General features: G+C 58.8%; 19 protein-coding genes. 11 read left to right on the top strand and 8 right to left on the bottom strand.

Going from position 1 to position 25,101, the window contains the following annotated elements; genetic code table 11:
• Nucleotides 1-112 precede the first annotated feature (112 nt).
• Nucleotides 113-3,031: a leucine--tRNA ligase gene (gene leuS, locus HMPREF2860_RS08205; RefSeq protein WP_070628762.1), complete on the bottom strand. Its 2,919-nt coding sequence runs from the start codon at nt 3,029-3,031 to the stop codon at nt 113-115.
• A gap of 60 nt (nt 3,032-3,091) precedes the next feature.
• On the opposite strand from leuS, the gene HMPREF2860_RS08200 reads away from it, so the two are divergent.
• The 4 genes from HMPREF2860_RS08200 to HMPREF2860_RS11270 all read left to right on the top strand — a co-directional run bounded on the left by HMPREF2860_RS08200 (nt 3,092) and on the right by HMPREF2860_RS11270 (nt 6,926).
• Entirely contained in the window at nt 3,092-3,703 is a 612-nt protein-coding gene (locus tag HMPREF2860_RS08200) for an SdpI family protein (RefSeq protein ID WP_070628761.1), read from the top strand.
• 71 nt (nt 3,704-3,774) lie between these two features.
• On the top strand, nt 3,775-4,758 hold the full coding sequence (locus HMPREF2860_RS08195) for a bile acid:sodium symporter family protein (RefSeq protein ID WP_016421713.1): 984 nt from the start codon (nt 3,775-3,777) through the stop codon (nt 4,756-4,758).
• A gap of 108 nt (nt 4,759-4,866) precedes the next feature.
• Nucleotides 4,867-5,997, top strand: a complete 1,131-nt coding sequence (locus HMPREF2860_RS08190) for a DUF695 domain-containing protein (protein WP_069358893.1) — start codon at nt 4,867-4,869, stop codon at nt 5,995-5,997.
• Nucleotides 5,998-6,011: 14 nt separating this feature from the next.
• Nucleotides 6,012-6,926 (top strand): hypothetical protein, encoded by a 915-nt coding sequence (locus HMPREF2860_RS11270; RefSeq protein ID WP_370545943.1) that lies wholly within the window; start codon nt 6,012-6,014, stop codon nt 6,924-6,926.
• Between the two features lie 60 nt (nt 6,927-6,986).
• On the opposite strand, the gene HMPREF2860_RS08180 is transcribed toward HMPREF2860_RS11270, so the two are convergent.
• The 4 genes from HMPREF2860_RS08180 to HMPREF2860_RS08165 all read right to left on the bottom strand — a co-directional run bounded on the left by HMPREF2860_RS08180 (nt 6,987) and on the right by HMPREF2860_RS08165 (nt 10,212).
• On the bottom strand, nt 6,987-7,337 hold the full coding sequence (locus HMPREF2860_RS08180) for a branched-chain amino acid transporter permease (RefSeq protein WP_016421723.1): 351 nt from the start codon (nt 7,335-7,337) through the stop codon (nt 6,987-6,989).
• On the bottom strand, nt 7,334-8,017 hold the full coding sequence (locus tag HMPREF2860_RS08175) for an AzlC family ABC transporter permease (RefSeq protein ID WP_049193116.1): 684 nt from the start codon (nt 8,015-8,017) through the stop codon (nt 7,334-7,336). Before HMPREF2860_RS08175 ends, HMPREF2860_RS08180 begins: the two co-directional genes overlap by 4 nt.
• Before the next feature lie 111 nt (nt 8,018-8,128).
• The gene (locus HMPREF2860_RS08170) at nt 8,129-8,770 is read right to left on the bottom strand and encodes a YqgE/AlgH family protein (protein WP_016421725.1); all 642 of its coding nucleotides are present in this window, start codon (nt 8,768-8,770) and stop codon (nt 8,129-8,131) included.
• A complete protein-coding gene (locus tag HMPREF2860_RS08165; RefSeq protein WP_016421726.1) occupies nt 8,770-10,212 on the bottom strand; it encodes a CCA tRNA nucleotidyltransferase in 1,443 nt (480 codons plus the stop codon). The genes HMPREF2860_RS08170 and HMPREF2860_RS08165 overlap by 1 nt, the downstream gene beginning before the upstream one ends.
• A gap of 160 nt (nt 10,213-10,372) precedes the next feature.
• Here HMPREF2860_RS08165 and HMPREF2860_RS08160 point away from each other — a divergent pair, with 160 nt between their 5' ends.
• The 7 genes from HMPREF2860_RS08160 (at nt 10,373) to HMPREF2860_RS08130 (ending at nt 21,609) form a co-directional block, all read left to right on the top strand.
• The gene (locus HMPREF2860_RS08160; protein ID WP_187402523.1) at nt 10,373-11,230 is read left to right on the top strand and encodes an NUDIX hydrolase; all 858 of its coding nucleotides are present in this window, start codon (nt 10,373-10,375) and stop codon (nt 11,228-11,230) included.
• 6 nt (nt 11,231-11,236) lie between these two features.
• The gene (locus HMPREF2860_RS08155; protein WP_070628760.1) at nt 11,237-13,774 is read left to right on the top strand and encodes a hypothetical protein; all 2,538 of its coding nucleotides are present in this window, start codon (nt 11,237-11,239) and stop codon (nt 13,772-13,774) included.
• 27 nt (nt 13,775-13,801) lie between these two features.
• Nucleotides 13,802-17,404 (top strand): murein biosynthesis integral membrane protein MurJ, encoded by a 3,603-nt coding sequence (locus HMPREF2860_RS08150; RefSeq protein ID WP_038627076.1) that lies wholly within the window; start codon nt 13,802-13,804, stop codon nt 17,402-17,404.
• A 235-nt stretch (nt 17,405-17,639) separates the two neighbouring features.
• Nucleotides 17,640-18,203 (top strand): sigma-70 family RNA polymerase sigma factor, encoded by a 564-nt coding sequence (locus HMPREF2860_RS08145; protein ID WP_224786658.1) that lies wholly within the window; start codon nt 17,640-17,642, stop codon nt 18,201-18,203.
• Nucleotides 18,204-18,360: 157 nt separating this feature from the next.
• Nucleotides 18,361-19,299: a thioredoxin-disulfide reductase gene (gene trxB / locus HMPREF2860_RS08140; RefSeq protein ID WP_005511625.1), complete on the top strand. Its 939-nt coding sequence runs from the start codon at nt 18,361-18,363 to the stop codon at nt 19,297-19,299.
• A 393-nt stretch (nt 19,300-19,692) separates the two neighbouring features.
• Complete coding sequence (gene trxA, locus HMPREF2860_RS08135; protein ID WP_070628759.1) at nt 19,693-20,013, top strand: thioredoxin; 321 nt, start codon at nt 19,693-19,695, stop codon at nt 20,011-20,013.
• A 411-nt stretch (nt 20,014-20,424) separates the two neighbouring features.
• Entirely contained in the window at nt 20,425-21,609 is a 1,185-nt protein-coding gene (locus tag HMPREF2860_RS08130) for an N-acetylmuramoyl-L-alanine amidase (RefSeq protein WP_070628758.1), read from the top strand.
• A gap of 26 nt (nt 21,610-21,635) precedes the next feature.
• Here HMPREF2860_RS08130 and HMPREF2860_RS08125 read toward each other — a convergent pair whose 3' ends face one another.
• From HMPREF2860_RS08125 to HMPREF2860_RS08115, 3 genes are read right to left on the bottom strand one after another with little or no spacing between them, the layout of a single operon-like run.
• A complete protein-coding gene (locus tag HMPREF2860_RS08125) occupies nt 21,636-22,589 on the bottom strand; it encodes a hypothetical protein (protein ID WP_070628757.1) in 954 nt (317 codons plus the stop codon).
• 11 nt (nt 22,590-22,600) lie between these two features.
• The gene (locus HMPREF2860_RS08120; protein ID WP_070628756.1) at nt 22,601-23,878 is read right to left on the bottom strand and encodes a ParB/RepB/Spo0J family partition protein; all 1,278 of its coding nucleotides are present in this window, start codon (nt 23,876-23,878) and stop codon (nt 22,601-22,603) included.
• 21 nt (nt 23,879-23,899) lie between these two features.
• On the bottom strand, nt 23,900-24,856 hold the full coding sequence (locus HMPREF2860_RS08115; protein ID WP_070628755.1) for a ParA family protein: 957 nt from the start codon (nt 24,854-24,856) through the stop codon (nt 23,900-23,902).
• Nucleotides 24,857-25,101 lie beyond the last annotated feature (245 nt).

Raw genomic sequence — 25,101 nt, 5'->3', positions numbered from 1 at the left:
TGCGAGAAAGTCTCAAGCGAGAAAGTGTCTGGGTTTATGTCAAATTTGAGCCGATTTTAGGCTTCAAACTGACATAAACCCAGACACTTTCTTGTAGGCATTAGCCTCCCGGCTACTTCTTCACAACTAGATTGACCATCTTGCCCGGAACGACAATGACCTTCACGATATTGCCACCGGCGTTCTCCACAGCTGCGACAACCTTTTCGTCGGCACGCGCGGCGGCCTCGATGTCCTCGCGGGAAGCATCGGTAGCCACGTCAATGCGAGCGCGAACCTTGCCGTTGATCTGAACTGGCAGCTCAACGGTGTCGTCGACCAGCCACTTTTCGTCAACTGCCGGCCACGGACCGTGTGCCAGGGACTCGGTGTGGCCGAGACGGCTCCACAGTTCCTCCGCGATGTGCGGTGCCACAGGGCCAAGCATGAGGGCCAGCGGTTCCACGGCGGCGCGCGGGGCACCGGTCGAACCGTAGGTCTTAGTCAGGTAGTTGACGTACTCAATGAGCTTTGCGACGGCCGTGTTGTCACGCAGCTCTGCGTAGTCAGAGGTAACCCCTTCCACGGTGCGGTTGAGCGCCTTGAGGTCGTCGTCGGAAAGCGCTGCGTCCGTGACGGCGAGCTCACCGGAGTCCTCATTGACCACCAGGCGCCAAGCGCGCTGGAGGAAGCGCTGCGAGCCGACCAGATCCTTCGTCGCCCACGGGCGGGAGATGTCCAGCGGACCCATGGCCATCTCGTAGACGCGCAGGGTGTCAGCGCCGTAGTTGTCGCAGACCTCGTCGGGGGAGACGGCGTTCTTCAGGGACTTGCCCATCTTGCCGTACTCCTGGAAGACCTCCAGGTCAGAGCCGTCTTCGGCACCGCCTGGGATGAGGAACTTACCATCGCGCTCAACAACCTGATCCGCCGGCTGGTAGACACCACGGGCATCGGTGTATGCGTAAGCCTGGATGTAGCCCTGGTTGAACAGACGGCGATACGGCTCCTTGGAGGTCACGTAGCCGAGGTCGAAGAGGACCTTGTGCCAGAAGCGGGAGTAGAGCAGGTGCAGCACTGCGTGCTCGACGCCACCGACGTAGAGGTCGACGCCGCCTGGGTCGTCCTTACCGTGAGTCTCCGGGCGAGGGCCGGTCCAGTAGCGCTCGTTTTCCAGGTCAACGAACTCCTCAGCGTTATTCGGGTCGATGTAACGCAGCTGGTACCAGGAGGAACCTGCCCAGTTCGGCATGACATTGGTGTCACGGCGGTACTTCTTCTTGCCATCGCCGAGATCGAGCTCGACATTGACCCAGTCAGTGGCCTTGTCCAGTGGAGCCTTTGGCTCGGTGTCAGCATCGTCCGGGTCGAAGGTGACCGGCTTGTAGTCCTCGACCTCTGGCAGCTCGACCGGAAGCATGGACTCGGGCAGCGCGTGGGCGTGACCGTCCTCGTCGTAGACGATGGGGAAGGGCTCGCCCCAGTAGCGCTGGCGGGCGAACAGCCAGTCGCGCAGCTTGTACTGGACCTTCTCGTGACCAGCACCTTCCTTCTCCAACCACTCAATGACGGTGGCGATGGCGGTGTCCTTGTCCAGGCCATTGATGTCCAGGCCGGAATCATTGGCGGAGTTCACGCACGTACCGTTACCGACGTACGCCTCCTTTGCAATGTCACCACCTGCGACGACCTCGCGGATTGGCAGACCGAAGGCAGTGGCGAACTCGAAGTCGCGCTCATCGTGGGCCGGGACAGCCATGATGGCACCGGTGCCGTAGCCAATCAGGACGTAGTCGGAAATGAATACCGGCACCTGCTCACCGCTGACCGGGTTGGTGGCGTAAGCGCCCAGGAAGACACCGGTCTTCTCCTTGTTCTCCTGGCGTTCCAGGTCGGACTTGGAGGCAATTGCGGCGCGGTAAGCGGCGACGGCCTCAGCTGGGGTTTCCTTGCCAAAGGTCCAGCGCTCATCCACGCCCTCGTAGGAACCGCTGCCGGCTTCGACCAGCTGATCCACCAGCTCGTGCTCAGGAGCAAGCACCATGTAGGAGGCTCCGAAGAGAGTGTCCGGGCGAGTGGTGAAGACCCTGATCTTGGTGGAGACCTTCGGGCCGACCTCGGCTGTGAAGTCGACCTCGGCACCGCGGGAGCGGCCGATCCAGTTGCGCTGCATGGACTTGACCTTGTCCGGCCAGTCCAGCAGCTCCAGATCGTCGACCAGGCGATCAGCGTATGCGGTGATGCGCATCATCCACTGGCCCAGCCGCTTGCGGAACACCGGGAAGTTACCGCGCTCCGAACGACCTTCGGCGGTCACTTCCTCGTTGGACAGCACAGTGCCGAGACCCGGGCACCAGTTGACCATCGAATTCGACTGGTAAACCAGACGGAATTCGTCGACTGCTTCGCGCTGCTCGGTCTCGCTGAGCTCAGCGTAGACGCGACCATCCTTGGTAGTCATCTCGCCCGACTCCAGCAGCGGAATCAGCTCATCGATGCGACGGGCCTTCTTCTGATCCTCATCGAACCAGGCGTTGTAAATCTGCAGGAAAATCCACTGCGTCCACTTGTAGTAGTCCTGGTCAGTGGTCGCGAAAACACGGCGGCGGTCATGGCCAAGTCCCAGGCGGCCCAGCTGGCGCTCCATGTTGGCGATATTCGCTTCCGTCGTCACGCGCGGGTGCGTACCGGTCTGGATTGCGAACTGCTCCGCCGGCAGACCGAAGGCGTCGTAGCCCAGGGTGTGCAACACGTTTGCGCCCTGCATGCGGTGGAAGCGCGCGAAGACATCGGTGGCGATGTATCCCAGCGGGTGGCCTACGTGCAGACCGACACCGGACGGGTACGGGAACATGTCCTGGACGAAAAGCTTGTCCTTCGGCGGAGTCGAGCCGTCGGCAGCTGCCAAATCGCCCACCGGGTTGGGGGCGTAGAAGGTGCCGTTATCTTTCCAATACGCCTGCCACTTTCCCTCTAGCTGAGTCGCCAGCTCGGGGGAGTAGCGGTAGTCGGTGGCTTCTGCCGAGGACGAGGACTTTTCGCTGTTGGTCATGGTCTCACAGTCTAATAGGTGCGTTTGGCACGTGCTCAACCACCTATATAAATTGGAAGCATGATTGTCATCCCTGTAATTACCCTGGTTCTGGCTGTTTGCATAGCCGTTGTCGCTGGTTTGGCATGGTCGGCGAAACTGCCGGGTAATGACTGGATCGGAATTCGAGCGCCTGAGGCTCGAAAGTCCCAGGAAAACTGGGATATTACGCACCGCGTTGCCGGCCCGCCGTGGGCTGTGTCCGCTATCGCTTTCCTCGGCGCCGCCATGCTCGGCTTCCTCGCCATCCGCCCGGAGGCCTCTGGTTGGATGTGGCTGTGGTACGCCGTCGCTCTGCTCGCCGGTATCGCCATGCTCGGCATTGGTGCGGCTATCGGCTCGCACACCATCGCGCTTTACGACGCCAAGGTCTCCGCCGAGTCCGGCTCCGGTTGTGGGTGCGGTGACGGTGACAGCGGCTGCGGCTGTGGCTCCGCCGCCACTGATGCCACCGACGCTGCACCTGATGATGCCTGCTGCTCCGACAACCCGGCAGCTGACTGCGGTGTCTCCGGTGGCTGCAGCTCCTGTGGCCTGGAAGGACTGTGCACGGACAAGGGCTCATCCGCGAATGCCACTTTCAAGCCTGTGGACAAGGATGCGCTGCGCAAGGCAGCTGAGCAGAAGAAGTAAAAAATTATTGCAGAGAAAAGCTTCTGCAAAATAGTAAGACAACATCTGGTTGCCCACTAAGCTATTTGTCCATGTGGCAACGAATTGTGAATTGGCGTCCAGATCCCCTCATCGTCGGTATCGTTGCTGCAGCGATACTGGCGATTATTTTTCCTGCAAGCGGCACTACCGCTGAGGTTTTCAGCTGGGCCACAAAGATCGCCATTGGCTTCTTGTTCTTCCTCTATGGCGCGCGCCTGAGCCCGCAGGATGCGTTGGCCGGTGTTAAGCATTGGCGGCTGCACATAACCATTCTGGCTTTCACATTCGTGCTGTTCCCAATCCTCGGCCTGCTGATGAAACCCCTGGATTGGATTCTTTCTCCTGGCCTCTACCTGGGCATTTTGTACATGACGCTGGCACCGTCGACGGTGCAGTCGAGTGTGAACTTCACGTCCATCGCCAAGGGCAATGTCGCCGGCGCCATCGTCAGTGCCTCGGCATCTAACCTGCTGGGCATTGTGGTCACACCGGTGCTGGTGATGCTGTTGATGGCCACCGGTGGCGGCATTCATGTGGATTCGTCGGTGTTCTTGGATATTTCGCTGCAGTTGCTGCTGCCATTCGCAATCGGCCAGCTCACTCGCCGTTGGACCCTGAAGTTTGCCGCCGCGAAGACGACTAAGAACGTTGACCGCCTATCCATCGCAATGGTCGTTTACGCAGCCTTCTCCGAGGGCATGGTGCAGGGCATCTGGTCGAAGGTGCCGGCAGGGGACATTGTCATCCTGTGTGTGCTTTCGGTCGTGCTGGTGGAATTCGTTTTGCGGTTGTCCGGATTCATCGCAAATAAGATGGGCTTCGACCGCAAGGACCGCATTGCGATTCAGTTCTGCGGTTCGAAGAAGTCCCTGGCCACCGGTCTGCCCATGGCTGCCGTTATCTTCGGTGCCGATGCCAGCCTCTACATTTTGCCGCTGATGATTTTCCACCAGATTCAGCTGATGATCTGTGCGGTCTACGCCGCTCGCTGGGGCAAGGAAGCAGAAGCTGAGCCGGAGCCACAACCCGCTTAACGCGGTCTAGCGCATGGACCCGAGGGGCGAATCCGGCTTGGCACATATACTGGGGCGCACAACATATGGTTCGGCTTTAAACGAGCAAACGAAAGTGTGAGATTCAGCATGGCTAACGAGAATCCGGCTCCGTTCTCCCCGGAACAGCGCGCCGCAGAAGAGACCGCAATCAACGAGTTCTGGTCGTGGTGGAACTCTTTTGGCGCCGATGCGCTCGACTCGATGTTTAGTGTCCAGCTCGGTATCGATGGTGCCCCGAACGCCGCCGATGTGGACATTATTGATGTCCAGAAGGAGGTCGGCGGCCGCATCGCCGCTATTAATGACCGGCTCATCTGGGGGTTTGAGGCTGGCGCTCCGTATTCTCGCCACCTTCTGACTGTTAGCGCTGCCGGCGATCCGGAGCTGCGTCCGGTCGCTCGCCGTTGGCTGGAGGCCGCGCCTGACGACGGCGCGGTGTGGTCTTTCACCGACCTCCGTCAGGCGGATCCGGCGATGAAGCTGTCGCTGGGGGATGTCGCGGCCACGTTGGTTGCACAGGGTGCGCTCGAGGCCGATGCTCCGGCCGAGGTCGATCCGGCAGACGCCCGCGTGGCTGTTAGCAGTGGTCATGGGGCAGTGGACGTTCGCCTATTCCACCCGCTGTTCCCGGCAATTGCTCAGTTGGAGGACGGTGAGCGCTTGGTAGCTCAGCTCGGTTTCACGCTGCTGCAGCTGGCTCTGGGGGAGGAGGACTTCGGCCTATGGCTACGCGGTTTTGCCTTCGCCGGCGAGGAGCCGGAAGGTGCGATCCCGCTACCGGAGCTGGGCGGTGTCGTCGAGAAGCTCGCGGAAGAGTGCCCGGAGTGGCTCACCATTGATGCCGAAGCCAACGGCCAGCCACTCGTCGTCGCCACCCGCGCTCCGATTACGCAGCTGGTGAGCCCGACTATGACGCAGCATGTGCTGATTCAGCTCATGCTCGGCAATATTGACGACAAGGGCTTGCCGACGGACGAATCGAAGGAATCCCTCTCCGAGTTCAATACCGCTGCCGCTGAAGCCATCGCTGAGGACAAGGGTATTTTTGTCGCAACTGAGCAATCCGATGGCATGGCTCTGATGCACTTCTTTATTGACCCGGCATCTGATGCGGAGGCGGGTCTGCGAGCTGTTGCGGAGACGTGGGCCGAGGGAGAGCATGTCGTCGATACCGGTTACGATCCAGCTTGGCAGCGCGTCGGTCACCTGCGCGTGTAGATTGGTTTTTTGTTATGAACGCTCGTCATCGTCTTACTCCACGGCCTTCCCGCGCGATTCGCATGGGTCTTACCGGTGTCATCGCTGTCACCAGCCTTCCGCTGGCAGCTGGAAACGTCGCTGCGGCTCCGCAGCCAAAACTGACTCCGCAGGGCACTATTGATGCTCCGGGGCGAACCCAGATCAGCTTTACCCACACCCCAAGTGGCACGCACTACGGTACGGCGAACGAGAATGAAGCTCGTCCGGGGCTTTCGATTGTCAAGCTCTACATTGCGGACTACGTCTTCAAACATGGCACAGAAGCGGACAAGGCGAAGGCCACAGAGATGATTCGCTACTCCGATGACAATATCGCCAGTGAGCTCTATGGCCGTTACCCGGATTCCATCAACGCCACTGCGCGTGAATACGGCCTCAGCAACACCCACGATGCAGGTCACTGGGGAAATTCAACTACGTCCAGCGCGGACACTGTGAAGTTCCTGGAGGCCAAGAAGCGCGAGAACCCCTCTGACCCGGTGCTGGTTGCTATGAGCACCGCGTCACCTGTGGCAGCGGATGGCTACCGTCAGGATTACGGCACCGCCACGCTGCCGGGTGTGATTGGCACAAAGTGGGGTTGGTCCGATGACCGCCAGAGCGTTCACGCCTCGGCATCCATTGGACCTGACTTCAGCGTCGCTGCTAACACCTACGGCACGAAGGAAACTCACACCAGCGATGTTCAGAATGCCTTCGACGGCACGCTGGGCACTCCATCGCTGCCTGGCCTGCCCGACAGCCCGAGCCTGCCGGGCATCCCAAGCGTCCCGAACCTGCCCGAGAGCCCGAATCTCGGCGAACTACTGAATCTGCCGGAAACTCCGCAGCTGCCCCAGATTCCGGGACTACCGGACTTCACTGGTCAGGTACCGTCGCAGTTCTAGCCACTGCCGCTAGTCGCTGGTCTGCTGGCACCGTCCCACCCAGCGCCCACACAGCGCACCTCACGCGACAAGGTTCACGAGGACCATATACAGCGCCGTGCCTACAAAAATCGAAATCACGGTGTTACGCCGCCACCAGTGCAGGCCAATGGTGACCACCAGTGCTACGGGCACGGCCCAGGCAGCGCCGGGGTCGCCACTCTCACCGCTGAGTCCTAGCCGCCCGAAGACGGTGTAGGCAACCAACGCCACCATGACTCCAACCGGCATGGTCGTGCCGAGGAACTCGAACAGGGGAGACCCCTTCAGAGTGCGCACGAACGCAAACGGCAGCGCACGCAGCGCAACTGTCACCGCTCCCATCGCAAAGAGCGCGGCAAGCACATAGCCGGAATCGGGCAACGCAGTCATGCTCGCTCTCCCTCCGTCGTACGCGGCTTGCTTGCCGACGTCATGCGCATCACCCGATCCACCCGCGGTGACCACACGCGCAACAGCAGCAGGCCGAAGTACATCAGCAGTCCGATAACCAGCATCTGGTTCGGGTTAATCAGCCACCCGACCAACGTGCAAACAATCGCGGACAGGGGCAGTGACCAATCCTTGGAAGTCTCAAACGCGTCCATGGCCAGCACCGTAAAGAGCGCCACCAGTGCGAACTCGGCACCGCGGATACCCTCGGGCAGTGCTGCGCCGGTTAGAGCCCCGACAATACCGGAGCCCACCCACAATAACTGGCAGAGAATCTGAATCGTCAGCAGTCGGTGGCCCGACATCTTTTCGTCCGCATTTGCCGCAGAGACGATGGCATACGACTCGTCGGTAAGCGCGTATGTGGAGTATGCGCGACCGAGACGAGACTGTATCCGGTCGCGTGGGAACGTCAGCCCATAGAAGACGTGGCGGAAGTTGACCATAAAGGACGTCACAGCACAGCCGAGCAGACCCGTATGCGCCATAACCAGGCCAACAGCGAGGAATTCCATCGACCCCGCGTAGACCACGAAGGAGAAGATGGGTGCCCACCACCAGCTAAAGCCAGTTTGTGCAATAAGCAGGCCGAATGCGAGCCCCAGCGGAATGAGGCCCATGCCCACAGGCAGTGTCTGCCGGATGCCGGCAGCTATGTCGCTGCGGTCGCTGTTTCCTGTGGCGCTACTTCCTTCAGCCCTGTTTCCTTCGGTATTGATGTGCTCACTCATCTAGTTGTCACGTACATCTACGGGATAGGTGCCATACAGTGGCAGCGGCCAGGGCTGACGGCGCATGCAATCACCCCAGATGTCCGCGGCAGCAGGCGCGAGTACATCTGAGGGCAGGGCAGGGGCGACGTACCAGTCACCGCGCTCGAGCTCGTCTTCCAGCTGCCCCGGATCCCAGCCTGCGTAACCGGCGAAGATGCGTGCGCCATCTATGCGGTCGCGTACGCCCTCCGGCTCCGCACCGAGGTTGACCAGCGCAAACCTGTGAGCGATGCGTTCCATCAGCGGGGCACCGGTAATACTGTCGGTCTCCTCTGGGAGGGTGGCACCATTTCGCACCACACCAATGCAGATTGGCTGTGTCTGGTTGACCGGACCCCCGACGTAGAGCACCGGCGGCTTGGCCATCAGCGGCGCCCAAGGCTCGAGCACATTGTGCACCGGCGTCTGCGAACGCTGCGTGAGATCGACACCAAGGGTGCCGTGTTCATCGTGCTCAATAAGGAAAATCACCGAGCGGGAAAACTCCGGCGAGAGCATGCCGGGTGCTGCGAGCAGCAGCATCCCGGCAGCCGGGTCGTTGCGCTCAAGGCTGGTAAAAAGCCGGTCGCCGTAGAGATTTTCCGGATTAATCGATGCCATTAGCTCTCACTTTCGCTTTCAGCCTGCTCACCGGACTGCTCGTACCACCATTTCTTCAGCGCCAAGATAGCATCTTCACGCTCCAGCGGACCGGACTCCAATCGCAGCTCTTTCAGGTAATTCCAGGCCTGTCCGACTTCTTTGCCGGGCTTCAGGTCCAGAATTTCCATGATTTCGTTGCCATCCAGGTCGGGGCGGACGCGTGCGAGGTCCTCCTGCTCGGCGAGCTCCTTGATTCGCGCTTCCAGGCTGTCGCAGGCTCGTGCGAGGCGTGCTGCTTTACGACGGTTTCTCGTCGTACAGTCGGCCCGCACGATTTTGTTGAGTCGTTCCAACAGATCTCCGGCGTCGTTGACATAACGTCGCACCGCCGAGTCCGTCCACTTGCCTTCGCCGTAGCCGTGGAAGCGCATGTGCAGGTAGACCAACTGCGAGATTTCGTGGTTGGTCTTCTTCGGGAACTTCAGTTTCCGAAGGCGGCGCCGCACCAGCTTCGCACCAACCACTTCGTGCTGGTAAAAGGTGACGTTTCCCTGCTCGTTGTAGGCACGGGTAGCGGGTTTGCCGCAGTCGTGCAGCAGTGCCGCCCAGCGCAGTACGAGGTCCGGTTCACCGGGTTCTTCCTGGTCAATAGCTTGCCGCATGACCTGCAGAGAGTGTTGGTAGACATCCTTGTGCTGGCGGTGTTCATCCTGCGTCATGCGCATGTCGGAAATCTCCGGCAGCACGCGGTCGGCCAACCCCGATTCCACCATCAGGTCGATACCTCGGCTTGGGTCCGCACCCAGGATGAGCTTGTTCAGCTCGGTGGAGATGCGCTCGACCGTGATGCGGTCAATTTCGCTGGACATTTCCTTCAACGCCTTGAGCACACGCGGTGCCACATCGAACCCCAACTGGGATGCGAAGCGGCAGGCACGCAGCATCCGCAGGGGGTCGTCGCCAAAACTGACCTCCGGCGCACCCGGGGTATCCAACACACCCGCGACAAGATCCTCGAAACCTCCGAGCGGGTCAAGGAAGGTGCGGGTGCCGTCACCGTGGAGCTCCACGGCGATGGCGTTACAGCGGAAGTCACGGCGGATTAGATCGCCCTCCAACGTGTCACCGAAAGTGACCTCCGGATTCCGGCTGACCTGGTCATACGTATCCGCGCGGAAGGTGGTGATCTCCACCTGACGGCCATGCCGTTCCGCGGAGAGTGTGCCGAATTCAATGCCGGTATCCCAGACAATGTCCGCCCAGTCATCGAGGATTGCGCGTGTCACCTCCGGGCGCGCGTCGGTGGTGAAATCGAGATCCACGCCCAGTCGCCCTAAGAGAGCATCGCGCACAGAACCGCCCACAAGGTACAGACGATGGCCAGCTGCACTAAACGCAGCTGCCAGCGAATCGAGAATCTCCGACTCCTTGGCAATCGCCTGATCCGCCACTGCCAGCATTGCCGTCCTGCGCACCTGTGGGTCCGCATCAGCAGCCGCCGGAGTAGCGCCGTGAGGTGTAGTCGCCCCGGGCTGGTCACCATTTGTCGTTGAAGGAGTCGATTGTGTCACGACCGACACAATACCCGCTTATACCTATAAACCCGGTAGTCTAAGTGGAATGAACAACGTGGTACGCAATGACAACTCGGCGGCGAAGAGCCGTCGACGTCGTCGGCGACCGCGCAGAAGGGGTGACGCTTCCGCGTCCACCAACACCAATAGCGCTACTACCAGCGGAAATTCCGCAAAACGTAGTGGCTCCGGTGCCAATGGCCCCAAATCGGCCAAGCCAAACTCCGGTGGCGCCAAGAAATCTTCCAAATCACCGAAGTCGGCACGACCCTCGAAGCAGTCGAACTACCGCGGTGGCCGTAAGAACGGTCAGGATAGGAACAATCGCCGTCGTCACGCACAGACGAAGCGCACGAACAATCGCCGTGCGCACTCGTCGCGCGCGCAAAATGCAGCGCCGATGCAGACCTCGATTGAGACTTCGGCGGGCGGACTGGTCGTCTCGGGGCTTGCTGAGGCGGTCGGCGATGGCGGCAAAGTCAACCTGTCACGGATTTATGTCGCGCTGATTGGTCGGCACGATCGTCGCGGGCGCCTGCTGTGGTCGATGCCCAAGGGCCATGTCGAGCCCGGCGAAGCTTTCGATTCCACCGCCGAACGTGAGGTGTGGGAAGAAACGGGCATTCGCGGCGAGGTCATCGAGGAGCTCGGTGTGATTGACTACTGGTTTGTCTCCGATGGCACGCGGATTCACAAGACCGTGCACCATCACCTTCTGCGCTATGTCGATGGCGATTTGAACGACGAAGACCCCGAGGTCACTCAGGTCATGTGGGTCCCGGTAGACACCCTGGTGGAGCGGTTGGCCTACGCTGACGAACGCAAACTGGCCCGGCGCGCGCACAATCTGCTGCCCGATCTCGCCCGCGCGGAAAAGCGAGCAGGCCGGCAGACGCCGAGGTGATTGCGCATGTTCAGGTTGCAGTTGCCAAGGAATGTTGTTCGTAAAGTCACGGCCGCCACCGCAGCGCTCATACTGTGCTTGCCGACGACCGTTGCGCCCCCAGCTTTTGCGCAAGATGAGCAGTTGTGGGGCAGTGGTGCCAATCGAGTCGGTGAACAGGGACCCCTTCGGCTTTCGATAACCAGCTTCACTCCGCATGTCGCGGCTCTACATTCGACACTGACCATCAAGGTGCAGGTGCACAACACCTCCGACGCGGATATCAGCAATGTTGCGCTGCGCCCACAGCGGGCCGGCGCACTAGCTTCCTCTGCAGATGCGCGGACGATTCTCGCTGAGCCTGAATCGGTGTTTGATGTGGCTGGGACCTTCAGTGCCCCCATCGAGCTGAAAGCGGGCGAGACGCGTGAGGTTACGCTAAGTGTTCCTATCTCCGCACCGGCCCCAGAAGGACTCGACATCACGGAAGCCGGCACGTTTCCGCTGCTCATCAACGCTAACGGGCAACCGGCAGATGACATCGACCGCCTGCTGGCGGAAACACGCGCACTGCTACCGGTGACGGATTCGCAAGCCGCGGGTGATGAGCCGGAACCGCCTGCCGGCGATGAGAACGACAACGATGAGACCGACAATTCCGATGCGCCCACCCGCCGTGACCCAGTGCCGTTTTCGCTGATTTGGCCCATCAGCCAGCCAGTGCCAGTGGTCGGCGGTGAGACCGGTGACGCACCCTCGTCGCCGAATCTCATCCTCACCGACAATTCTTTGGCCGAATCTCTTGAACGCGGTGGCCGCCTCGACGGTTTGCTCACCTCGTTGGAAAAAGGCTTTGCCGGCCCCGATGGGGAGAGGTTGCGGGAATCGACATGCATCGCCATCGACCCGGAGACCCTCGATGCAATCTCCCGGATGACCCGTGACTACTGGATTGGCACCAGCCGCCCAAGTCCTGTGGAGTCCTCGCCACGACTGCGGGATTCCTGGGGAAACGCGGATGACACCAATCTCACGCATATGCCCGCCAGCGACAATGCCGCCGACTGGCTTAACCGGCTGCACGATCTCACACAGGACACATGCACACTGTCACTGCCGTGGGGCGGCACCGATGCCAGCGCCGTAGCTCGCGTGGCGGATCAAGAGCTTTCCATGGAGGCACTCGCCGCTGGTCGGCAGACCATCGCCAAGCATTTGGACGTTCAGACACTGCCGGGTATCTATTTGCCGGCCGAGGGATACGTAACGTCGGAAAGCGCCCCGCTGTACTCGGCGGCGACAGCTCTGAGCGGAACCACCCCGGAGCACGCATTCGAAGACCGCGTAGATACCGGCGAGACGATGCCTCCCTCGCCCACTCCGCCCGAAGCCGCGCACGACACCACCGTATTGGTCGCGGACAACACCGCTATCACCGCCGATGGTCAGACACTACGGCCTGGCCACAGTGGTGTGCTTGCCGACGGTAGCCGCGCCTTCGCCCTCTCTGGGGCACTGACAGCCTCTCTGGCTGTAACAGGACGGTCGCCCCAGACTGTGGCGTATTCGAATCTGCTCGGACGCTTCGATTTCCGAATCGACTCCGAGGCTGCACGGATGCAGACAGCGATTGGCACTCTGTTCCAATCACTGACTGATTCGGATGCCCCTCGCGCGGCTGTGGTGGCAGCACCACCGTCCGGTTGGGATCCACGCGCTAGCGATGCTGAAGATTTCATGGCCGCGGTTCGGAAAGCCGTGGACGCTAACCTGGCTGAGCTGACTCCGCTGATGGATTCCATCACCGCCGCAGCTCGCGACCTGGATGCGGGCTCGGTTACCCCAGTTGACGAGTTCGCCGATCCCGCGCCGGTGAGTGAAGCGCTCGTGGAGAAGGCTCGGATAGCCTCCCGCGAAATCACGGACCTGACCACAATCATGTCCAACGACCCCAACGTCGCGCTGACGCGGTATGAATTCACCCGCCCCCTGCGGCACGACTTACTGCGCTCGTTTACCACTCTCGGCCGGCGAAATCAGCTGCAGTCAACTGACGTGCAGCGGCGGAGCGAAGAACTCAGCGACCAGGCACTGGTTATGACTCGACGTCTGCGCAATTCAGTGACATTGGTAGCTCCTGGCGGTGTCTACACCCGCGCAACGCAGCTGTCGCCGATTGCGGTGCTGGCTCGCAATGGTCTGCCGCTGCCGGTTCCCGCGTTCGTGCGCGTCGGCGCTGGAGATTCGGTGTTGGAGGAGAAGTATGAGGCCGCCATCCCTGCCAAGGGGTCGGTGACTGTTCAGTTCACTCCGAAGTCGGGTGATGATGCAGAATCCACTCCGGCAACCAATGCTCCAGAGGGAGACCGGCCACGGGATAGTGGAGACAATTCCCACAACCTGTTGTTGTGGCTCGAATCACCTGGCGGCACGCCTATTTCTCAATCAGTGAGTATTTCCGTGCAATCCGGCGCTTCCGTCGGGGTTTTGGCTATCGTGACCCTCGTCATCGTCACTGTTGGTGGGTTTTTTGCCGCAAAACGGTCACAGTACTTTCGGAAATAGACCCCCTTTTAAGCAACAATAGGACATGTGACTGACTCAGACGCGCATAAATCTGGACTTCGAGGCCGCATTCGTCGCCCCGCGCCACCGGCTCCGGTTCCGGCGGCGCGGCCAACGGCTGAATCTCAGCCGGCCGAAGCGGCCCCGGACCTAACTCGCGTATCCGGCCATAAGGCAAATGCCGATACCGCCGCTGACGCGATGACGGAATCGGCATCACCATCGCCGGCAAAGGCGGCAACTGCGACAGCAACCGCTTCCGGCGATTCCTCCGCGGACTCGACGACGGACGCAAATCAGGAACAGTCGAACTCGGACATCGTCGCCTCCACGGGCTCGATGGCAATCGCTACCCTGATTTCACGCATTACGGGTTTTTTGCGAAACCTGCTTATCGGCGCGACGCTGGGTCCGGCTGTGGCTTCAGCCTTCAACGTCGCCAACACACTGCCGAACCTGATTACGGAAATCGTCCTCGGCGCGGTGCTGACTTCTCTGGTGGTGCCGGTGTTGGTGCGCGCGGAGAAGGAGGATCCAGATCACGGTGCCGCCTTCATTAGACGTCTCTTGACTGTCTCTATGACGCTGTTGGCAGTGGTGACGGTGCTAGCAGTGATAGGTGCGCCACTATTGACCAGATTGAGCCTTAACGAGGCCGGTAAGGTCAACGTTCCGCTGGCGACGTCATTTGCGTTCTTATTATTGCCGCAAATCATCTTCTACGGCATATTTGCGCTGCTCATGGCGGTGCTAAACACCAAGGGAATCTTTAAACCCGGTGCGTGGGCACCTGTCGCCAACAACGTCGTGGCCATTGCCACGCTCTTGCTATATCTGTTCCTGCCCGGCCAATTGAGTCCGGATTCGGACGGTTCACTCTCCGATCCGCACATCCTGCTTTTGGGTCTTGGTACCACTCTGGGTGTCGTCATTCAGGCAGCCATCATGATTCCCTACCTCAAGCGCGCGGGCATTGACTTGCGTCCGCTGTGGGGTATCGACGACCGCATCAAACAGTTCACCGGCATGGGTGTTGCGATTATCACCTACGTGGCAATTTCCCAGGCTGGTTACTTCATCACCACCAATATTGCCTCGACTGCCTCCAAGGCAGCGCCGACGATTTACCAGCAGGCTTGGCTGCTGTTGCAGGTGCCCTACGGCATCATCGGCGTTACCTTGCTGACCGCCATCATGCCGCGACTGTCCCGCAATGCAGCCGACGGTAATGATGGGGCAGTGGTCCGCGATCTATCCATCGGTACGCGTCTGACCATGATTGCGCTGGTGCCGATCGTCGCCTTCTTCACCGCATTCGGCCGCCCCATCGCCGTCGGTCTTTTCGCGTATCTGGAGTTCCCCCGCGAAACCGCGGAGATTCTTGGCTGGACGCTGTCCTTCTCGGCGTTCTCGCTTATTCCATATGCCATCGTGCTTTTGCACTTGCGTGTTTTCTACGCCCGTGAAGAGGCCTGGACCCCGACTTTCATCATCCTCGGCATTACCACCGTCAAGGTGATTCTGTCGTTCTTCGCTCCTCGTCTGGCTTCTGACGATGAGACCGTCGTCGTGTTGCTCGGTGCTGCCAACGGTTTCGGTTTCGTCGCCGGCGCAGTAATTGGCTTCTTGCTCTTGCGCCGCACTCTCGGACACTTGGACAGTAAGGCGACCGTCCACACCGTGCTGTGGGCACTGGGGGCGTCGCTTGTCGGTGTCGCCGTTGCTTGGGGCGCATTCGCATTGACCGACCTTGTGCTGTTCGATTTCTTCGGTTCCTTCGGCGTGCTGCTGCAGACCATCGTCACCGGCGTGGTCTTCCTCATCGGTACCGGCCTGGTGCTCGCTCAGGCTCCATTGGAAGAGGTCCGCGTTCTGGGCGGCTTCCTCGGCCGCATCCCGGGTCTACGCCGCTTTGCTCCGCAGCCTCATGCAGCCGACAATGCCGTCGCCGACCGTGAGGATATGGAGCGCGAACGTGGCTTCGCCGCTGATGCTTTCTCGATTGCCCCGTCGAACCTGATCGGCGAGGCCACGGGTCTGGCAAACGAGGGCTTCACCGCTTCGCCGCTGCTGCCGCCGATGCCGACGCAGGGTTCTCGCCCAACCCGCTATGTACCCGGCGAGATGGTCTCAGGTGGTCGTTTCCGTCTGCGTTCTGAAGTCGCGACCTACCCAGGTCTGCGCCTGTGGCGCGCCATGGATATGGGAGATCCCGATAACGCAGATGTCGCACTTGTCTTCGTCGACACGATTGCACTGCCGTACTACGACACTTCGCCATCGGCTGCCGCCCAGAAGATTGCCACGACGACCAATGAGCTGCGTGACTTGGCTGGCGCCGGAATGTCGCGGATTCATAGCGTGGCGAAGACACGCACCGAGGTGCTCATCGTCGCCGACTGGACCAGCAGTATCGGTATTGAGCGGTTCGATCAGGCCGCCCATCCGGATGCCCTGGCACTCGCAGTTGCATCACTTGCCGAGACGATCGCCGACGCCCACGAATCTGGGCGCTGCCTTGGCCTGACAAACAAGCCTGGACAATTGCGAATCAGCAGCGACGGCCACATCTACGACGCTTTCCCCGTCGTTTTGCCCAATAGCTCGCAACGTTCGGACTACAGCGCGTTGCTTTCAGTCATCGACGAGCTGTTCTACAGCGTGACGAACATCCCCTCTGATATTTCTGCTGCCATCGACCGCGCGAAGCAAACACGCCCGGAGAACTTCAATGGGCAGGAGTCGCCAGCTCGCACGCTCGCCGAGGATTTGCGCGCCGCAGCGCTGGGCCCCGATTCTTCGGAGTTTCTCGCAATCGACCCCGACACCGGTGCGCGCGAATCCGTCGATGCCGGCGGTGCAGCCCAATCAAACGCTCATCACACCAAGAATCGCACCCGCGCATTCAGCACCGGCGCAGTCGTTGTCGGCGTAGTCATTGTCGGTGCACTTGTCGCCGCGGGCATCTTTGGTCTGGTTAACCGTTCCTCGGACGCACCGATTAACTCCGAGTCCGTACGACGCGGCCCGGCTCCGGTCACGACGCTCTCGCTTGCCGACGCTAGCGAGTGGCAGGCCGACACCGACAACCCGGCAGCAGGTCCAGACAATCCGGACATGGCTGAGCTGACCATCGATAATGACGAGGAAAGCTTCTGGGTAACTTCTACTTACCTCAGCCAGTTCGGCAATCGTCCAGAGGACTTTAAACCTGGTGTTGGTATTCGGGTCACTCTGGATGAACCGGCAACCATTCGAGAGCTTAAGGTCTCTGCGACCCCGGGCGCACACATTGAAGTTCGCGGCCTACGCGATGCTGACTCGACGAACTTGGATGACACAACGGTTCTCGGTAGCGCAACCGCCACCTCAGGTACGACAACTATCGAAATTGATAGCCGCGACACCGAGTGGAAGAACCTTGTTGTCTGGATCTCCAGCTTGCCGACGGCTGCGGAAGCGGTAGCCGACAGCAACTCAGACACCGATGCTGATACGAATGCTGATGCTGAGTCGCAGAATTCCGATTCGGACAACCCACTTGTCGGCGACCGCAATCTGGCTGAGCAATCCCCGGATTCGTTGCTGCCAGTTGCAATTGGCGATATCCAGGTGCGTGGTACGGAATAACGCTCTGAGCTTGCCTTAGGCGGCAACAGTTTAAGTTGTCCCAAGTTATCCACAGCTACTGGGACATTTTGAAATTCATCCACAGCCCGCGGTCTCCACGGCAGTTTTGCCAAGCGGAGAGCGCAGGTTTCGTGTTTGCATAGGAGCCATGAACTTTGGGGGAAGAAATCGAATTGGGGACAGTCACCGTAAAGCCCATGCGGGTCGGCGACTGGGGGACTATGGCGTCGTCGGTATGCGAAAGCATGCATCTGCGGACGAGGTTGATCGTGAGTTATTAAAGGCGCACCTGGCGGGGGATCGTCGCGCGTTCGCGGTGTTGGCACAGCGTTATTACCCACAGTTGGTAGCTATGGCGCGGCGATATCGTCGGGATGATTTCGATCCCTTGGATGGGGTACAGGAGGGGTTGGCGCGGGCAATTGCGGGGGCGGCGAGTTTTCGCGGGCGTTCTACGGTGGCGACGTGGCTGACGTGCATCGTGAAGAATGCGTGTATTGACCACATCCGCGGTCGTTTCGGGGAGATCTCTCTGTGCGATAAGGACGAAGATTTTGAGACGCTTCTGAGTTCACAGCCGATTCCCTGCCCGGATGTTCCGCTACGAGTGACTATGGTCGCCGCATTGGAGCAGTTACCAACGGATCAGCGGGATGCCCTGTTGTACTTGGACATCTTTGGGTATTCGCTGCAAGAGACCTCTCGCAGTATTGGGCAACCGAGCGGAACGTTGAAGTCTCGACGAGCGCGGGCGCGTCGTGCGCTTCGGCGACAGTTGGAAGAAGTGCAGGTGGCCTAACAACTGCGAAGCAGGGGAGGGGAATAGAGATGGCTAACCTCACGTTGGTTGAGGTAGCTGTTTCCGGTAATTTCTTTCCCGGAGCTGAAAAATTTGCTTACTACTGAGCATCACTGTGCGCCATGTGATGTGAGAGATGAAAATTATAGGAGTCTTCATGAGCGATATCGTTCACGACCTGATCATTGTCGGTTCCGGTCCCGCCGGCTACACGGCTGCCACCTACGCAGCCCGCGCCGACCTGAAGCCTGTGGTGTTCGAGGGCATCGAGTTTGGCGGTCTGCTTATGACGACTACCGACGTGGAGAACTACCCAGGTTTCTCCGAGGGCATCATGGGGCCAGAGCTAATGGATCAGATGCGCGCACAGGCTGAGCGCTTCGGCGCTGACCTGCGCATGGAGATTGTTGATCGCATGGATCTCACCGGCGACATCAAGTCTGTTTGGGTTGGCGAAGAAGAGCACAAGGCTCACGCTGTCATCTTGGCAACCGGTGCCGCTCCGCGTTATGTCGGCGCTCCGGGCGAGCAGGCACTGCTGGGCCACGGTGTCAGCGCCTGTGCCACCTGTGATGGTTTCTTCTTCCGCGACCACGATATCGCCGTCATCGGTGGCGGTGACTCCGCGATGGAAGAGGCAACCTTCCTTACCAAGTTCGCCCGCTCGGTGACGATTGTCCATCGCCGCGACGAGTTCCGCGCGTCAAAGATTATGGTTGAGCGCGCCCAGAACAATGACAAGATTCGCTTTGCGACGAACAAGGTTGTGTCCCAGGTTCTTGGTGAGGACAAGGGTTCAGTTACCGGTCTCGAGCTGGAAGACACCGTCACTGGCGAGAAATCCGTCCTCGATGTGACTGCCATGTTCGTAGCAATTGGCCACGAGCCACGTTCGCAGATGGTTCGCAATCAGCTGGACTGCGACGAGAATGGCTACATTCAGGTAGCCGCTCCGAGCACCCAGACCTCCCTCAAGGGTGTCTTTGCAGCGGGCGACGTTGTTGACTCGCATTACCAGCAGGCAATTACCGCCGCCGGCTCTGGCTGCAAGGCCGCGCTGGATGCTGAGCACTACTTGGAAACTGTTGCTCGGTAGCTGAAAGCAGGGTAGCCTCGCTAGCTGGATAAACAGCTATTAGTTGGGGCGGTGCAATTGTTGGATAACGCCAACGATTGCAGACATCCAACTATTGGGAGTACCCGATAGTCAGTCAGCCCAATTGTTGTTAGCTGTCGCTCAATGAGGGCGCAGCGGGACGTGTTATAGCCCGATCCGCTCCGCACCCCTCGAGCGCTCGCAGCGTTCCCAAGAACACCATTAATTAACAATTTAGTACTTCACTCGCGCCACCGGAAGCCCTAATTTTTGACGCCTTTAGCGCCAAATCCGTACGCGAGACTGAAGAAACTAGGTTGAAAAATTAGAATCAAGAGCACGAATCAAAACCACTAAGAACTCAAACGAGCTCATTCTAAGGAGAAGAATTTCATGGCTCCGGTAACTGTCACCGCCAATACCTTTAAGTCCGATGTCCTCGAATCCGATAAGCCGGTACTTGTAGATTTCTGGGCAGAGTGGTGTGGCCCGTGTAAGAAGATTGCTCCCGTTCTCGACGAGGTTGCGACCGAGCTCGATGGCAAGGCCGTCATCGCCAAGGTCAACGTCGATGAGGAGCGTGCACTGGCTGGCATGTTCCAGATTATGTCCATCCCAAGCCTGCTCCTATTCAAGGACGGCAAGAAGGTCGAAGAGATTCGCGGAGTCCGCCCGAAGGGCGAAATCACGGCGCTCATCGAGAAGCACCTTTAAAAAAACCAGGGGTTGCTCCTTATCCGATACGAGGTCGCAACTGCTCACCCGTCACTTCACTTCTCCCACCTTCCTTGGACACGCCCCATTAAGATGTGACTGAAGTTATGGTTGTGATTTAGAGTTAGTTCTGGGGTTTTGTCGTCGGGCTTGCCGACGCGCCCTCGTAACAATCAATTCGCGCCTGCGACCTGGTAATCTTGCTGGAAATGGCGGTTTACGTCTTCCTTAATACCGTGAAGGAACCAGGTTGCCGCCAACTTAAGAGGTATTGCTGACCATATCCTCTGAGAGTGCGCGGAGTTTCCTAACTGAAGTTTCGTTTAGCTCACTGGCCAGTAATACTGATTAAGTGTTGTGAGGACCCCACAACGGCCTGAACATAATTGTGGAGTTCGGAAGGGAGTTTTCGTGCCAGAGTTTCTGAAGGTGGGCGATAGGTCACCTCGTGTTGCCGAGGTACGTTCTACCCTGGCTCGTCTTGGGCTTCTGCCCAACTGGGAGGGCTCAGCTGCAGAGGAGAACTCGCCTCAGTGGTCTGGTGACGACGACCTGTTTGATGAGGATATGCGCAACGCTCTCCTGGCGTTCCAACAGTCCCGCGGTGTCTATGCCGACGGCATCATCCGCGACAGCACCCTGCGCCTACTGCGAGAAGCTTCGTACACTCTGGGCACCCGCGTACTGTCCTACGATCCACTGTCACAAATGACCGGTGAGGACGTGGGCGTCCTCCAAGCTACCTTGCAGGAGCTCGGTTTCCACGATGCCCGGGTAGACGGCCACTTCGGCCCGAAGACCGATGCATCTGTGCGTGAATACCAGCTCAATTACGGGTTGGAGCCCGACGGTATCTGTGGCCCCGTTACTCTCCGAGCGCTCAGCTACTTGGGTAGAAGGGTTACTGGTGGCTCGGTAAACGCTTTCCACGAGAAGGAAATCCTGCGCACGATGGGGCCTAAGCTCTCAGGCAAGCGCATTGTCATTGATCCAGGCCTTGGGGCAGGGGAGCCCGGCGTCGTGGTCGACGGCCCCTACGGTCAGATTTCTGAAGAGGAAATTCTTTGGGATTTGGCCTCTCGCATCGAAGGTCGTCTTGTCGCGGCGGGTGCAGAGACTATTCTGTCTCGTCCTCGTACCGACAACCCATCTATCGAAAATCGAGCTGAGATGGCCAACGCATTTGGCGCTGACATCTTCATCTCCCTGCAGGCTGATCACTATCACAACAACCGCGCCAGCGGTATTGCGACCTTTTACTTCGGCTCGATGAAGGGCTCCAACTCCATTCTGGGCGAACAGCTCTCTGGCCTTATTCAGCGGGAAATTGTTGCCCGTACGAGCCTGGTGGACTGCCGCTCGCACGCCCGTACTTGGGATCTCCTCCGTCTGACCAGGATGCCCACGGTGGAAGTCGCCGTTGGTTACCTGACCAATGAGGATGACGTGGCAATTCTTTCTTCCCCAGATCAGCGGGACGTAATTGCCGAATCTATCGTTGTCGCTGTAAAGCGTCTGTACCTGGGCGATGAAGAGGAGCAACCAATGACCGGCGCTTACAGCTTTGCTCAGCTGATTGAAGAGGAAAAAGCCTAAACACGGCCGGCCTATGTAACCCGGTGCTAGAGACTGAACAGCTTTGAGCGCATAAAGGGTTCTTTCGCACTTAGATCCAACGCATGACCGATTTCTTCATCCCAGTCCAATTCCGCATCCAACTCGATACGGAGTTTCGGATGAATCGGATGTGGAGTCACCACCCGAAACCCGGAGTCAAGAAGGGTTCGCGTACGAATTAAATCACCGGCGTTATGGTTAATCGCCGCCAACGAATCTGAGATACACGGCTTTGGATTTAGCTTTTCTTCGAGTTGCGCCTCGAAATCAGCGATTAGATTCTCCGTGCCGTCGTCAGGCGTTGGCGATGACGTCGTGGGTCCCGACATAGAATCCGCTGTGCCACTGCAACCAAACGCCTCTACCGCTGAGATCCCGCGCAGCGCGAGCTTGTGCAGAGCGGTCACAATGAGAACGCGGAGCATGTCATCATCGACCTCTAAAGCGTTGTAATGCAGACTCGTCAGCGCTATCGCATCCGGCGATATTGGCCCGGAAGGCATGGAAAATGTCGTCGGGCAGAAGCGCGGGGGCGCAAAGAGGAGCGTGCCGACGGTCTCAGGCTTCCCATCGATACGTGATGCCGGTGGCTTTCGCCGTAGCGAATATCCGCACGGCCCCCAGGAAAGGTAGACGGTATTGAGCCATGCTTCCTTCTCCAAGCGCACCTGGGCGGCTAAATCAGAGCTTAGGACGCTATTTAAGGGGCTCTCACTAGCTCCGGTTGGCCGAATAGGGGGTTGGCTGTCCGAATGCTTTAAATCGCCGTTGAGGGCTTCATCCTCTTCTGGCTTGCGAGGGTCCAAATTAGGTTCGCGCGGCTCAGACGAGAAGTGGGGTAGGGCAGTTGCAGTACGGATATGCTCCATGCCCTGTTCCCAAAACAGGCTTAACATCGTCTCCGGATAGATTCCATCGATGTCGGCCAGCGAGATTTTCTCGATGAATACTTCAGTCACAGTAACCGGGTTTACTCTTCGTCGAGATGCATCAGTGACATGATGCGATCAAAGTCCTCGAGGTTGCCGAATTCGATGACAATTTTGCCCTTACGCTTGCCCATCTGGGCAGTCACCTTCGTATCAAAAGAATTGGACAGGCGATCAGCCCAATTGTGGAGTACCTCCGGCTGCGGAGTGGGCTCGCGGTGCTGCTTCTTTGGTCGCTCGCCTGCATTGAGTAATGTCACTGCTTCTTCGGTCGCACGGACAGATAGTCCTTCAGCAACAATTCGCTCGGCGAGGCGCTGCTGTTCCTCCTTACCTGCCTTGACCCCAAGCAAGGCACGTGCGTGGCCAGCCGACAGAACACCGACCGCTACTCGTCGCTGTACCTCCACCGGCAACTGCAAGAGTCGAATCATGTTGGTAATAACGGGCCGCGAGCGACCGATACGATCCGCCAGCTCTGCCTGAGTAACACCAAACTCATCGAGCAGCTGTTGGTACGCAGCGGCCTCTTCGAGTGGGTTCAGCTGCACGCGATGGATGTTCTCTAGTAGGGCATCGCGGAGCATGTCCTGGTTTGGAGTATCGCGAACGATGGCGGGAATCGTGTCAATTCCAGCTCGCTGAGAAGCACGCCAGCGACGTTCACCCATGATGATTTCAAACTCGGGTTGCAGCGCATTCGGATCTTCCTTGCGCGCTGCCTCGAGCGCTGCCGCACGATTATCCGTTGAGATTGGTCGTACGATAATCGGCTGTAATAGACCGAACTCACGAATAGAGTGAGCAAGCTCATTCAAGGGCTCTTCATCGAAGACCTCTCGTGGCTGCTTCGGGTTCGGCGTGATGAGCTTCAAATCGACCTCGCGATAGGTCGCGCCAAACTCGTTTGCGGCCGTAGTGTCAACATCAGCAGCCTCGGCGCCACTGTAGTCCGCTACTCCCGACGTCGTCGAGGGCATTGTTTCACGTGAAACATTGCTAGACTTACCAATAGCGTTATCGTCACTGTGACGTTTATTCGCCTCATTAGTATGCGGCTCGCTTTGCCCGGATTTTGTGGATTTTCCGGCGTTTTTCCTCTCAGGCAACGAGGTGCCGGATTCCGTCGCGGCCGCGCCCAATACGTCGGCAACTCCGCTACTGCCATACTGCTTCGCCCCCTGGGTACGGCGGGGACCGAAAATAATATCCGCGGCATTTTCACCTACCGACGGGTTAGCCGCCGGAGCAGTTGGGATCAGTGCGGCGATACCGCGACCGAGCCCTCCCTTGCGGTTCTCCTTCTTTTGATTCGACATGGGTTACTACTCCTAGTTGCTTTAATTTGGCTCAGTGGAATTGGACGGGGTAGGGGAGGAAGCTGGCTTTTGCCCAATCGCACTTCCCCCCGGAACTGCTGAATAGTCGCCACGCGTTGCCAATTCCTTTGCAGCATCAAGATAAGCAACTGCGCCCCGAGACCCTGGATCGTAGGAAATTACGGTCTGCGAATATCCCGGCGCCTCCGATACCTTCACGGATCGAGGGATGAGATTACGTAGAACAACCTCGCCGAAGTAGTTACGTACCTCATTGGCAACTTCTTCTGACAGTTTGGTGCGGCCATCGAACATAGTGAGCAGCACAGCAGAAATATGCAGCTCCGGATTGAGATGCTGACGAATCATCTGCACGTTATTCATCAGCTGTGTCACACCCTCCAAGGCGTAAAACTCACACTGAATCGGTATCAACACCTCGTTGGCGGCGGTCATCGAATTCAGCGTCAACAGACCAAGCGAAGGCGGGCAGTCAATAATGAGAAAGTCGAAGCCATTGTCGATCAAGTACTGATCTGGAACTGCATCGAGAAGTCGGCGCTCACGGTTCAGGAGCGAGACCAGCTCAATCTCGGAGCCCGCCAAGTCCAATGTCGCCGGCACACAATAGAGGTTCTCAGATTCAGGGGAACGCTGGATGACATCGTCAATCTGTAGCTCGCCGATGAGAAGCTCATACGTCGAAGGAGTCCCGGAAACATGCTCAATGCCCAGGGCCGTAGAAGCATTTCCCTGCGGGTCATTATCGATGACCAGAACCTTGAGACCATGCCGCGCGAGCGCCGAAGCGATGTTGACTGCCGAGGTGGTCTTGCCCACGCCACCCTTCTGGTTGGCGATCGTGATACGACGCGGTCGCTCGGGGCGTGGAAGCGATAAACGGTTCGGAGCCTTAACTTGCGCCGCTCGTTGAGCTGCCGCAGCGATGGGTGTGTCTTGCCAGGACTTCCGGCTCATTAACTATTCCCCTTACAAGCACAGCAATCACCAATCATGGCCACTGGAGTGCGAATTTAAACTTAGTAACTATCTGCAAAAGCGTAATCATCAAGCCCCAACAACCGTTAGACGCCGACGATTGTGGAAATGTTTCACGTGAAACATCCACCTTGGTCGCTAGGACTTTGCCATACCGCGATACTTATCCCACTCTAGCCCGACGGTACTACGCGCCTCAATGCCGAAACCAAAACACAAACGAA

The organism is Corynebacterium sp. HMSC064E10 (genome assembly GCF_001812505.1).
Lineage (GTDB): Bacteria > Actinomycetota > Actinomycetes > Mycobacteriales > Mycobacteriaceae > Corynebacterium > Corynebacterium amycolatum.
The sequence above is the reverse complement of the archived record's forward strand: the minus strand, read 5'-3'. Positions and strand labels throughout refer to the sequence as shown.